The sequence below is a fragment of the Sorangium sp. So ce185 genome (assembly GCF_051526825.1).
Classification (GTDB): Bacteria; Myxococcota_A; Polyangia; order Polyangiales; family Polyangiaceae; genus Sorangium; species Sorangium cellulosum_D.
The window spans coordinates 8,041,687-8,053,906 of the sequence record NZ_CP150316.1; the positions used below are offsets into that span (position 1 = coordinate 8,041,687).

Below are 12,220 nucleotides of genomic sequence, written 5' to 3' on the forward strand. Positions count from 1 at the left end.
AGTATAGGAAGCCGCAGGGCCGCGTGATAGGGTCGGACGCGCGATGGCCCTCACGCCGCCGACCAACACCCGCGCGCCCCGCGAGGCGCACCGGCTCGACGAAGCGGCCCTCGCTCGCTGGCTCGCCGAGCACGTCGAAGGCTGCGCGGGCGGCGCGGTGACGGTCGCCCAGTTCAAAGGCGGCCAGTCGAACCCGACGTACTGGGTGGGCGTCGCCGGCGGGGACGGCGGAGATCTCGAGCTCGTCGTGCGAAAGAAGCCGCCGGGCCAGCTCCTTCCCTCGGCGCACGCCGTCGAGCGCGAGTACCGGGTCATGCGCGCGCTCCGCGACACGGAGGTGCCCGTTCCGGACGCGCTCGCCCTCTGCGAGGACGTCTCGGTGATCGGCACGCCGTTCTTCGTCATGCGGTACGCCGCCGGGCGGATCTTCTGGGACCCGACGTTGCCCGAGGTCGCGACCGCCGGGGAGCGCCGCGCGATCTATGCAGACTACATCCGTGTCCTCGCGGCCCTCCACCGCGTCGACTACGCCGCCGTGGGGCTCGCGGATTACGGCAAGGTGGGCGGCTTCGTCGCGCGGCAGGTCGACCGCTGGTCCAAGCAGTACCAGGCCTCGCGCACGGGCGAGGTCCCGGCGATGGAGGCGCTCATGCGCTGGCTGGCCGCCAACGTCCCGTCGAATGACGAGACGACGCTCGTCCATGGCGACTACCGGATCGACAACATGGTCTTTTCGCCCGGTCCTCCGCACAAGGCGATCGCGACGCTCGACTGGGAGCTCTCGACGCTCGGACATCCGGTGAGCGACCTCGCGTATGCCTGCATGGGTTACCGCATCAACCTCCCCGGCCGCGGCGGGCTCGCCGGGGTCGATGTCGCCTCGCTCGGGATCCCGACCGAGGACGAGATGGTCGCCTCCTACTGCGCGCTCTCGGGTCGAGACGGTATCGCGTCGTGGCCGTACTTCATGGCGTTCGGCGTCTTCCGCCTGGCCGCCATCGCCCAGGGCGTCTACCGGCGGAGCCTCCAGGGCAACGCCAGCTCCGAGGACGCCGGCCGGTACGGCGCGGCCGTGACGGTGCTCTCCGAGCTCGCCTGCGGGATCGCGGAGATCGCTCCGCGCTAGGGCCGAGTGGTCTGAGGACGCCGGGCTCGCGGCTGTCCACGCCGAGGGGCTCGTCGGCGCCCGGGCGCGGCCCAGCGTCGCCTCGACGCGCCCGCGTCGGTGCGTGAATTCACAATGCATATGAAAATCGGTTGACATCCAAGGCGCTCTTCCGTCTTTTGCCGCCGCCCGACGCGCGAAGCGTCCGTGCCTGTCCGGGTCACGCCTCCTCGGTGTCCCGTGTCCAACGTCCGCGGGGGGATCTGGAGATCTGGTCGATGCGTCGTGTCCGTTACCCGCTTACCTGGATCGCTTGTTCGATCATCCCGTCGCTCGCTGGTTGTGCGGCCGGCCCCTCCGGCTCCACGTTGGCTCTCGCCGGCGTCGACGGCGACCACAGCGGCGGAGTCGGAGGCGCACCGGGCTCGGGGAGCGGCGCGGCGGACTGCGACGGGCTCGCCGTCAGGCTTCAGGCGGCGCTCGACGCGGCGATCGGCGCGCAACGGCTCCCCGGCGCCGCCGCGGCCGTGGACGTCGGAGGATGCTCCTTTCGCGGCGCGGCGGGCATGGCGGACGTCGCGACGGGGACGCCGATGAAGCCAGGGGATCTCTTTCGCGTCGGGAGCATCACCAAGACGTTCGTCTCGACGCTGGTCTTGATGCTCCGCGCCGACGGCGACCTGTCGCTCGATGATGACGTATCGAGGTACGTGCCGGGTATCCCCGGCGGCGATCGGATCACGATACGTCAGATCCTGAACCACACCAGCGGTCTGTTCAATTACACAGAAACCCACGGCTTCCTGAGCGCCGTCGAGGCCGACCCGACCCGCGTGTGGGCCCCCGAGGAGCTCATCGCCTTCTCGGCCAGAGAGCCGCCGTGCTTCGAGCCGGGGCGGGGTTTCGAGTACTCCAACACGAACTACATCGTCGCTGGCCTCCTCCTCGAGGCGGTATCCGGGAAGCCCGTCGTCGAGCTGCTGCACACCCGCATCCTGGAGCCCGCGGGCCTCGCCAACACCTACCTCGACGGCGCGGAGCGCGCCGTGCCGGGGCTCGTGCGCGGCTACGGGTCGTATGACGGCGAGCTCGTCGATACGACGTCCGCCGTGGATCCGTCGTCCGCGTGGACGTCCGGTGGCCTCGTGTCGAACACGGACGACCTCACCGCGTTCTTCGTCCAGCTCCTCGACGGCGGGCTGCTCGGCCCGGCCGAGCTCGCGGAGATGACCACCGGGGCCGACGCCCTGTCGGCTGACCTGCTGGAATACGGCCTCGGGCTGGCCCAGCGCTCGTCGCCGGCCGGCGCGACCTACGGGCATGGCGGCAGCATGTGGGGCTTCGTGTCTGCGTCGTACCACGCGGTCGAGCGCGATGCTGCCATCACCGTGCTGGTCAACCACGAAGACGGCGACGCAGAGAAGATCGTCGACGATCTATCCCGCATCCTGACGATGCCGTGAGTCGATCGGCACTCCACGACGACGCCGTCGTTCACCAGGAGTTCCGCGCGCCCCTCTCCCGCCAGATTCCCCTCGCTGTCCACGCGGGGGGGCAATCGCTGGTCGAACAGGACGCCTTGTCGCGAGGTCAGCGGCCTCGGGGTCAACCTGATGCCGACAGCGCCGCTGTCACCCAATGTTCCGACCAAACCGGCGTACCGCTTGCATCGCCAGGCTCGGTGGCCCCCCTGTCGGGCGCGCCATGTAGAAGGAGTCGACGATGAAGCACATAGAACTGATCGCCATCCTCGCGGCAGCCGCGGCGGTGCTCGGCAGCGCGCAGCTCGCCGCGGCGGACACCACCACGCCTGTCGAGGATCTCGCGCTCGTCGAGGAGGTGCCCGTCCAGGTCCCCGCCGAGGGAGTGAAGGGACGCCAATGGCACCATGGCCATCATCACCATGGGCATCATCACCATGGCCATCATCACCACGGCCACCATCATCACGGCCATCACCATCACGGCCATCACCATCACGGCCACCATCACCATGGCGACCATCACGGGCGCTCGCTGTCCGGAGCGGCTCCGTACGGAGCAGTGCAGGCTCCCGTCGTGATCCTCGCGGACGATCGCTGACCGATCGTTCACGGGCCGGCGGATCGGGACGTGGGCCCCGGATCCCCGGTCGTCCTCCGGCCGCCGCGCCCGAGCTCGCCGGAGGGCGTGTGCGGCGACCGGAACCGGGTGTGAGGGAGAAGCCATGGGAACAGAGACGATCGGCCGGGGACGCGCTCTCGTCCTCCTGGCCGCGGCCGCGGGGCACCTCGGCCTCGTGATCATCGTCGGAGCGTTGCAAGTCGACCTCCGGGACCGAGGCCCTTTGGCGGCCGCCGTCGCCGCCTACGGGACGCTCTCCGGCGCCGACAGCGGGTATGCCTTCTTCGCTCCCGGCGTCGGCTCGCCACCCACGGCCACGTTCGAGGTCATGGACGCGACGGGGGCGGTGACCATCGACCGCCTCATGTCTGGGGCAAACGCAGAAGCGAGGCTGCGGGCCGGGAACATCGTCGATAGATTCTGGCTGGAGGAGGATCAGGCGTTGAAGCGCATCATGGCCGCTTCCTGGGCAGGCAAGATGTTCGCCAGGCACCCTGCGGCCGCCAGCGTCGTCGTGCGCGTGGAGGAATGCGAGGTCGCTCCGATGCGAGAGTATCGCCAGCAGGACGAGCTCACGTGTGATCTGCACTATCGAGCGAAGCTCGTCCCCCAGGCCAAGCTCCGCGCCGCCCGGGCGGCGGACCAGGAGGCGCCGTGAACGGCCGCGCGGGTCCTCGGCGCGCCGCCCGGGCGGCGCTCGCGCGCGCGTGGCTTTGGCTCGATCGCTTCGCCCTGGCCCCTGCCTCCGCCGTGCCCCTCGCGGTGCTGCGGATCGGGCTCGCGTCGGTGCTCCTCGTCCAGGCCGCGATGGTCGGCCCCGCGCTCCTCGAGCTGTACGGGCGGTCTGGCATCCTCCAGGGGCCGCTCAACGACGTCCTCGCCAGGACCGACCTCGTCCGCATCGGCTCGCTCATCGACCGCCTCGCCCCGCTGGGCGTCGGCGAGGCGGCCATCGTCACGGGCACCGGCGCGCTCTACACGCTCGCCCTCGTCGCGCTCCTCCTCGGGTGGCGGGCGAGGGCGGCGGCGGCGCTGGCCTGGCTCGCCCATCTGATGCTGATGATGACGGCGGACAGCACGAACTACGGGGCGGACAACTACGCCAACATCTTTCTCTTCTACCTCATCTGGATGCCCTCGGGGGCGGCGCTCTCGCTGGACCGCCGGCTCGCCCGCGTGCCCATAGGCCCGCCGGCGACCACGCGGCTCTCGCTGCGCGTCGTCCAGCTGCACCTCTGCATTTCCTATCTCGCGAGCGGGCTCTGGAAGGCCTCCGGCGAGCAATGGTGGAACGGCGAGGCAATCTGGCGGTCGGTCATGCTGCCCGCCTATCGCCAGGTCGATTTCTCCTGGCTCGCAGACCACCCCTGGATCGCGGTGATCGCCGGCTGGCTCGTGGTCCTGGTCGAGGCCGGCTACGCGTTCTTGATCTGGCCGCGGCGCAGCCGCCGGTTCTGGGTGGCGGCCACGCTGGCGCTCCACCTCGGCATCGCCGTCTTCATGGGGCTCGTGGTGTTCGGCGCCCTCATGGCGGTGCTCACGGTCGCGGCCTTCGGGGTGAGCGCGGACCGCGCAGCCCCGGCGACGTGCCCGCGCGAGCATCCCGCGCTGGAGCGCGCGTGTGCTCATCCGAACGCGGGGTGAACGCGATCGTCACCGGCTCAGGTCGATCGCGTACACCGACAGCATCTTCCCGCTGCCGTCGTCCTGCTCCACGAGCGAGATGTTGTCTAGCCCGGCGGCCTCCGCCTTCGGCAGCGCGTTCTGGGCCGAGGTGAAGGTCACGAGGCCCATGGTCGAGACCCTGGCGAAGCGCCAGCTGCGGTCCGATCCGTGCGTGGCGCGCGTGAGATCCTCGATCTCCTTGATGTAGGCGATGAGCACGTCGCGGTTCGTGTCCGGCGCGGCGTAGATCGTCTTCGAGCCGTCGAGGCCGGGGAACCCGCCGCCGCCGCTCGCGCGGTAGTTGTTCGTCGCCACGATGAACTCCGCGGCCGGATCCATCGGCTCCCCGTTCCACGTCAGGTTCTTGATGCGGCCGCTGGCCTTCATCCCCGCCGGCGGGAGCGGCTGCGTGACGTCGATCTCGTACGAGATCCGCTCGTCCGTGAACATATCGAAGTTGTACCCGGGCATCGAGGTGTTGATGAGCGGCTGCGGGGCCGTCTCGCTCGGGTCGATCTGGTTGAAGCGCGTCGCCGCCCGCTCCAGCCAGTCGAGGATGTCCGCGCCGGTCACCTTCACCGCCTGGATCGTGTTCGCGTAGAGGTAGAGATCGGCCGCGTTGTTGATCGCGATGCCCCCCGCCGGCACATCGGTGTAATCGTTGCCTCCCTGGAAGCCGGACTTGAACGGCGCGCTCACCGACAGCACCGGGAGCGACGCGAGCTCCGGCAGGTTCTCCTTGATGTAACGCGCGACGTAGTCCGCCTGAGCCTGGTTGACGATCTGGATGGCGCTGACATCCCCCACGTCGGCGAACATCGACGACATCTCGAAATCGGTGGTCCCGATGGGCGTCTGGACATAGGCGACCGTCGCCTGGTGCTCGGCCTCCAGGAGCGACGCGATGGCGGGGTCGGCCTCGACGACGATCTTCGTCGCGTCCGGCTGCGCGTCGCAGCGGGTCGCGAACGCGCAGGGCGCCCCCGTGCGCCAGCGCTCCATCGCGTCGCACGCGGCGGGGAGCCCGCCCTGGCAGGTCGTGGAGATCGGCCGAGCCTCGACGACCGTCTTCGCCGTGTCGACCGTCCAGCGCGCGCCGTCGTGGGTGAGCCCCATCTTGATGACGCCGAGGTGCTGGCCCCAGAAGCCCGGCATGACCGCGGGAACGCCCGCGACCGTGCCCGCGTCCTTGTCGACCTCCGGCAGGTCGAACTGGGGCACGGTGCTGCTCGCGTTCGGGAAGATCTGGTGCGAGTGGCCCATGAGCATGGCGTCGACGCCGGGCACATGGGCGACGTGCCACGCCTGGTTCTCGAGGGTGGGCGCATAAGGCGCGTCGTCGAGGCCGCCGTGGACGATGGCGACGACGATCTCGGCCCCCCGCGCGCGGAGATCGTCGATCAGCGGGGCCGCGACCTCCTGCACGCCCTTGGCGAAGACCTTGCCGTCGAGCCATTTCTTGTCCCAGCTCATGATCGTCGGCGGCGTGATGTCGATGAAGCCGACGTGGAGCGTGCTCTCGATGGTGCCGCCGTCCGGCGCCGTCGCCGTGATGGTCTTCGCGATGAGCACGGACGGCGGGAAGATCGTCTCGTTCGTCTCGAGGCTGAAGACGTTGGAGTTCACCTGCGGGAAGTCGGGGCCCGCGCAGGCCGCGGAGCCCGCGAGATCGAGCCCCTCGACGTCGAACGGGGTGTGGGTCACCTGCGAGAGGAACGGGAGGCCGTAGTTGAACTCGTGATTGCCGATCCCGGCGACGTCGAACCGCAGGTGGTTCATGGCCTTGTAGATGGCCAGCGTCTCGCCGCACGCGATCGGATCCACCAGCGCCTGGTAGTCGGCGAGCACGGTGCCCTGGATGGTGTCGCCGTTGTCGATCAGGAGGTGGTTCGGGATCTCGGCCCGCGCCTGGTGGATGAGCGTCGCGGTGCGCTCGAAGCCGATGGATGGCTCCGCGACCAGCTTGAAGTAGTCGAAGCTGAGGACGTTGCTGTGGAGATCGGTGGTCTCCAGCAGCGCGAGCTCGGCCGTGGACCCGCTCGGGGTCTCGGGTGCTCCCCCCGCGCCGCCCGAACCCGAGGCGCTGGTCGCGGGCGCTCCCCCCGCGCCGCCCGAACCCGAGGCGCTGGTCGCGGGCGCTCCCCCCGCGCCGCCCGAACCCGAGGCGCTGGAGGAGGGCGCGCTCGGGCCGCCCTCGTCATCCCCGCACGCGGAGGCGAAGAGCGCGCTCATGGCCAGGATCACCGAGGAAATCGCCGCATGCCGTCCGAATCGACCTTTCATCGTGAGCTCCTCGTCGAGCGCTGCTGCGGCGGATGCCTCTTCGCGCGGTTACAGTTCCATTGGATGTGTGTAGCAATGTTGTCGCATCGCTGCGCGCTCGGATCAAGGGCTCGATGCGCCCCACGGGTCCCACCAGCGAGCTCGCCTGGACCGGCTCGGCGCGCCCGTGATACCACCTCTGGGATGACCCCGGCGCCGCACCCCCGCTCGGTCCTTGCGGTATGGGACGGAATCGCGGGCGTGGGTGCGGCCGAGATCGCAGCATGAGCGAACATCAGGTCTTGAAGACGCACCCGGAAACCCTCGTCACCGTTCCATCGCTCGTCGCGGAGCTCACGGCCCTCGGCGTTCGGCCCGGCATGACCTTGCTGGTCCACTCGTCGCTGAGCAAGCTCGGCTGGGTCTGCGGCGGGCCGGTCGCGGTGATCCTGGCCCTGGAAGAGGCCTTGACGCCGGAGGGCACGCTGGTGATGCCGACGCAGTCGGCAGGCCTGTCCGATCCGGCGCTCTGGCAGGATCCGCCCGTGCCCGAGGCGTGGTGGGAGACGATCCGGGAGACCATGCCGGCCTACGATCCGGATCTGACGCCGACGCGGCAGATGGGCGCCATCCCCGAGGCGTTCCGCAAGCAGCGCGGCGTCCGGCGGAGCGCCCACCCGCTCGCGTCGTTCGCCGCCTGGGGCCGGCACGCCGAGGCGGTCACGGCGAACCACGGCCTCTCGTACGACCTCGGCGAGGGCTCGCCGCTGGCCCGCATTTACGATCTCGACGGCTGGGTGCTGCTGCTCGGCGTCGGCCACGGCAACAACACCTCGATCCACCTCGCCGAGTACCGCACCGACTTCCCGGGCAAACGGATCGAGGTGCGCCACGCGCCCATCCTCGTCGACGGAGCGCGAAGGCGGGTCAGCTTCGACGACGTCGCGACCGACAGCGGCGATTTCGACCGCCTCGGCGCCGATTTCGACCGGGATACCGGCCTCGTGCGCCGCGGCCGCGCGGGCGCCGCCACCGCCCTGCTGATGCCGCAGCGGCCGCTCGTGGATTACGCGGTCGGGTGGCTGCCGCGGAATCGCGGGTAGGCGAGCTCATGCATGGGCCAGCGCGCTGCGCGGCCCTGGTGATGAGGCCGCTGGCGCTGGACGGGGTGGTACGCTATGGCCGGAGCGATGGGCGAGCAGCGGGAGCAGGCGTCGGGGGTGGAGGGGAGCGCCGCGCGCGGACCAGCGGGAGAGCAGGGAGCGTCGGCGTTCCGCGATTACCGCGCCGAGGTGCGGCCGAGCGTGAAGGAGCTTTACCGGCTGAACCACGAGGGGCAGACCCTCGCCTTCGTGCAGGAAAAACAGCGGCAGTACCTCGGCCTGGACCGGCGCCGGATGGGCATGTGGGAAGCGCTCGAGCTGCTCGATCGGCTGGTCGACGACAGCGATCCGGACACGGAGCTGTCGCAGATCGCGCATGCGCTCCAGTCCGCGGAGGCGGCGCGGCGAGACGGGCAGCCGCGGTGGTTCGTGCTGACCGCGCTGATCCACGACGCGGGGAAGATCCTGTGCACGTGGGGCGAGCCTCAGTGGGCCGTGGTGGGCGACACCTTCCCGGTGGGCTGCGCGTACTCGGACCGGGTCGTCTTCCCCGAGCTGTTCGCGCGGAACCCGGACATGGCGAGCCCGGCGTACCAGACGCCGTGCGGGATTTACGAGGCGGGCGCGGGGCTCTCCCGGGTGCACATGTCGTGGGGGCACGACGAGTATCTGTATCATGTGGTGAAGGACCACCTGCCGCTCGAGGCGCTCTATATGATCCGCTATCACTCGTTCTACGCGGCGCACCGCGAGGGCGCGTACGGGCACCTGATGAACGAGCAAGATCGGCGGATGATGGCGTGGGTGCGGCGGTTCAACCCGTACGATCTCTACTCGAAGGCCGACGCCCCGCCGGACGTGGAGCGGCTGAAGCCCTTCTACAAGGACCTGATCGCAGAGTTCTTGCCGGCCGAGCTCCGCTGGTAAGGGGGCGGTCGAGGTCCCCCCGCCGCGCCCCCAACCTGGGTCGGATCGCGCGCGGCTCCGACCTGGGCCGCGCCCTTCAGCCGGGTCAGACAGGCCGTGTCGACCTGGGTCGCGTCGCCGCCAGGGCGCCCGACCTCCGACGCGGCGCGCGGGGCCCGAAGAGGTAGGCGAGCGCCAGGGTCGTGGCCTCGGCCTCGAGCTGCGCCGTGCCGATCAGATGAGGTTCCTCGATGATCACGCGGTGCCCGAGCGCCTCGAGAGCGGTCTCCACCACGAACGCAGCGATCCGCACGTCGGGCACCGCGAGGCGCGCGCGGTGGGGCGCCAGGTGGCGTTCGAGCAACACCGCGAGCCTGCGGCTCGTCTCCGCCGCCTCGGCGAGCCGGCCGACGCGCGGCACCTGCTCGATCAGGATCTTGTGCAGCGCCGGTGAGATCCGCTGTGCATCGAGGCCGGCGCGCACGAAGGCGCGCACGGCCGCCTCCGGGTCCGCCGGATCCGCGTCGGCCAGCGCGCCCTCGACGCGCGCCACGATCGCGGCGGCGTACCGCTCGACGAGCGTCGCGACCAGCGCCTCCTTGTTCGGGAAATACTGATAGAGCGACCCGACGCTGACGCCGGCGCGCGCCGCCACCGCGATCGTCGTCGTCCCGTCGTACCCACGGGCGAGCAGAACGCGAATCGTCGCCTCGACGATCGCGTCGACGGTCGCCCGCGACCGCGTCTGACGCGGTGTCTTACGCGGGTTTGTCTCGTGTGTGCCCATCGCAGCGCGCGCCTCCATCAACGCGAATAGCGAACACGAATCAACATTCGTAGACTGACTCAACCCCACGCAGGAGGCAACGTTCATCATGAAGACCACGACTCTAGAGACCCACGGCCCCGCCGCGCCGGTCACCGGCGCTCACGCCGGCGGCGGCGCGCCGAAGCGCGGCGTGATCGCCTTCGAGTTCGCCGGCGCCATCGACCCTCTGACGCATCCAGGCGCGCCGCGCATCCTCGGGTCGTACGCGGCCAGCGGCCCCTGCATGGTCGGTGTCGTGACGAAGGCGGCGGGCAGCACCGACGGCTCCTGGGAGCGGCACGACGGCGGCGACGAGCTCCTCGTGATCCTCCGCGGGCGCGCGACGTTCACGGTCAACCTGCCTGACGGCACGACGGAGGTGACCGAGGTCGGTCCGGGTCAAGCGCTGCTGATCCCGCGCGGCGCGGCGCACTCGGGGCACATCGCCGACGATGTGTGCGTGCTCTTCGTGACGCCGAGCGACGGCAACGCCGTCTGGAGCGACGTGGAGGCAGGCGCCCGCCGACGTTGAGCGATTCGCTGGCCGGCACATCGGATGGCAGGCGCCGCCACGGCTACGGGCGGGACGGGAGCCACGGCGCCGAGCTCTTCGCCCACGGCGACGCCGTGGGGAATCGATCGTCGCTCCTCCGCCCCGCCCCACCGTCGTGTCCGGGGCCGCTCACCTCGGGCAGTCGAGGTCGATCACCGGGAGATCGTAGTTCACCACGGTCTGCTCGGGGTCGATGAGGAACTCGGCGTCGCGCGGGAGGTGGCGCGTCTTGCGGATGTCGTCGCCGGCATAGGCGCGGATGTCGTCGCGCGACCTCCAGTAGCTGATCACCATGAAGTGCGTCTCCGCGCCCACGGTCTCGCGCATCAGCTGATAGCCGAGGTTCCCCGGGATGGTGCGGAACTTGGGGAGCGCGCTCGAGATATAGGCCGTATATCCTTCGGCCTTGTCGCTCGGCGTGCGGCCGTGCCACACGCGGGCGACGCGCGCCGCGCACGGCGCCGGCGTGGCGGCGGGCGGCGCGGGGCCTGCGGGCGGCGCGGGGCCTGCGGGCGGCGCCGCGGGGGCTGCGGCGGGCTGCGCCGGGGCGGCCGCTACGGCGGGATCCGGGGAGGCTGGCGGCGTCTGCTCCATGGTGGACGCGCAGCCGAGCACGGCGCATGCGGCGAGCAGCGCGGCCAGCGCGAGAGGGGCGCGGCCCGAGGCGTATTGCGGTCGAGCGGGGGCGGTCATGGGGCCGAGTATGCACGAGACCGTCGCGACCGGGCGATCTCCGATGGGCACGCAGCGCCCGGGGTGGTGGCCGTGTTCTGGAAGGAGGGCTATCCCGCTACCCCTCCCCGTCGGCCGCGACCGCCGTCCGCCGCAGCGCCGCGAGCCGCGACGGCCGCGCCAGGAGCCCCCCGACCATCTGGTCCGCGACCAGCTCCGCGATCTGCTCCGGCCGGTACCCGAGCGCGGCAGGGTCGCCGGCGACGAGCGGGTGGATGCGCCCGGCCCCCCCGGGGCGGTACCAGTTCTGCACGCTCTCGTCCTGCGCCAGCACCGTCAGCGCGCACAGGTAGGCGTCCACCTCGCGGAACGTCCCCTCCCCCACCCCGCGCCCGATCATCGCCGCCACGGCGTCGGTCAGCGCGCGCCGCTCGGCCCAGTAGGTCGCGAACGCCTCCGGATCCCGCTCGCTGAAGCGGTGGATCTCCGTGATCTCCAGCGGGAAGCCGCACACCGTCTCCACGTCGAACCGCACGAAGCGCCAGAGCTGCACGTCGGCGGCGCCGCCGCTCGCCTCGAGCCTGCGCGCGTACGAGAGCGGCAGGCGGTTCACCTGCTGCAAGATCTCCGCGACGATCAGCTCCTTGCGCCGGAACCAGTAGTACAGCGACGACTGCCGGAGCCCCGCCGCCTGCGCGATCTCGAGCATCGACACGTCGACGACCCCGCGTTCGGCGAAGAGCCGGCCCGCCACCTCCAGGATCTGCTCGCGCGGCGCGAGCTCGCTGCGCTGCGGCGCCTTGCGCGGCCGGCCCATGCGGCGCGGGCTCCCTTCGGCCTTCTGACTGCCTTCGGCGCTCTGCCTTCCTTCGGCGCTCTGAGCAGGGGGAATCTCCGTCTTCATCGTCTCCCGGGGTGGCCGTCGCGCTGATCTATCCGCGCTCGCGTCCCTGCGCCAGCCGCTCTCCCGCCGCGCACCCAGGTTGGGACCGCGCACCCAGGTTGAGGCCGCGCGCACCCAGGTTGGGGCCGCGCACCCAGGT

The 12,220-nt window shown here is 70.8% G+C and carries 12 protein-coding genes; 7 read left to right on the forward strand and 5 right to left on the reverse strand.

The genetic code is table 11. The features are described 5' to 3' along the window. Positions 1-43: 43 nt before the first annotated feature. Positions 44-1,126, forward strand: coding sequence for a phosphotransferase (locus WMF26_RS29445; RefSeq protein ID WP_437995393.1), 1,083 nt, complete (start codon positions 44-46; stop codon positions 1,124-1,126). Between the two features lie 347 nt (positions 1,127-1,473). After that, positions 1,474-2,568, forward strand: coding sequence for a serine hydrolase domain-containing protein (locus WMF26_RS29450; RefSeq protein WP_437995394.1), 1,095 nt, complete (start codon positions 1,474-1,476; stop codon positions 2,566-2,568). Between the two features lie 142 nt (positions 2,569-2,710). Here WMF26_RS29450 and WMF26_RS29455 read toward each other — a convergent pair whose 3' ends face one another. After that, positions 2,711-3,112: a hypothetical protein gene (locus tag WMF26_RS29455; protein ID WP_437995395.1), complete on the reverse strand. Its 402-nt coding sequence runs from the start codon at positions 3,110-3,112 to the stop codon at positions 2,711-2,713. Between the two features lie 199 nt (positions 3,113-3,311). On the opposite strand from WMF26_RS29455, the gene WMF26_RS29460 reads away from it, so the two are divergent. After that, positions 3,312-3,866, forward strand: a complete 555-nt coding sequence (locus WMF26_RS29460) for a hypothetical protein (protein WP_437995396.1) — start codon at positions 3,312-3,314, stop codon at positions 3,864-3,866. Then, a complete protein-coding gene (locus tag WMF26_RS29465) occupies positions 3,863-4,852 on the forward strand; it encodes a hypothetical protein (RefSeq protein WP_437995397.1) in 990 nt (329 codons plus the stop codon). Before WMF26_RS29460 ends, WMF26_RS29465 begins: the two co-directional genes overlap by 4 nt. A 9-nt stretch (positions 4,853-4,861) precedes the next feature. Here WMF26_RS29465 and WMF26_RS29470 read toward each other — a convergent pair whose 3' ends face one another. Beyond that, on the reverse strand, positions 4,862-7,156 hold the full coding sequence (locus WMF26_RS29470) for a 5'-nucleotidase C-terminal domain-containing protein (protein ID WP_437995398.1): 2,295 nt from the start codon (positions 7,154-7,156) through the stop codon (positions 4,862-4,864). 263 nt (positions 7,157-7,419) lie between these two features. Between WMF26_RS29470 and WMF26_RS29475 the strand changes: the two genes are divergently transcribed. Continuing rightward, the gene (locus WMF26_RS29475; RefSeq protein ID WP_437995399.1) at positions 7,420-8,238 is read left to right on the forward strand and encodes an aminoglycoside N(3)-acetyltransferase; all 819 of its coding nucleotides are present in this window, start codon (positions 7,420-7,422) and stop codon (positions 8,236-8,238) included. Between the two features lie 87 nt (positions 8,239-8,325). Next, positions 8,326-9,165: an inositol oxygenase family protein gene (locus WMF26_RS29480; protein ID WP_437995400.1), complete on the forward strand. Its 840-nt coding sequence runs from the start codon at positions 8,326-8,328 to the stop codon at positions 9,163-9,165. Positions 9,166-9,250: 85 nt separating this feature from the next. Here WMF26_RS29480 and WMF26_RS29485 read toward each other — a convergent pair whose 3' ends face one another. After that, entirely contained in the window at positions 9,251-10,066 is an 816-nt protein-coding gene (locus WMF26_RS29485; RefSeq protein WP_437995401.1) for a TetR/AcrR family transcriptional regulator, read from the reverse strand. Here WMF26_RS29485 and WMF26_RS29490 point away from each other — a divergent pair. Then, positions 10,020-10,484, forward strand: a complete 465-nt coding sequence (locus WMF26_RS29490; protein ID WP_437995402.1) for a cupin domain-containing protein — start codon at positions 10,020-10,022, stop codon at positions 10,482-10,484. The genes WMF26_RS29485 and WMF26_RS29490 overlap by 47 nt on opposite strands. 150 nt (positions 10,485-10,634) lie before the next feature. Here WMF26_RS29490 and WMF26_RS29495 read toward each other — a convergent pair whose 3' ends face one another. Together WMF26_RS29495 and WMF26_RS29500 are read right to left on the reverse strand one after the other, a co-directional pair. Further along, entirely contained in the window at positions 10,635-11,198 is a 564-nt protein-coding gene (locus WMF26_RS29495; protein ID WP_437995403.1) for an antibiotic biosynthesis monooxygenase family protein, read from the reverse strand. Between the two features lie 97 nt (positions 11,199-11,295). Continuing rightward, positions 11,296-11,994: a TetR/AcrR family transcriptional regulator gene (locus WMF26_RS29500; RefSeq protein ID WP_437995404.1), complete on the reverse strand. Its 699-nt coding sequence runs from the start codon at positions 11,992-11,994 to the stop codon at positions 11,296-11,298. Between the last annotated feature and the right edge of the window lie 226 nt (positions 11,995-12,220).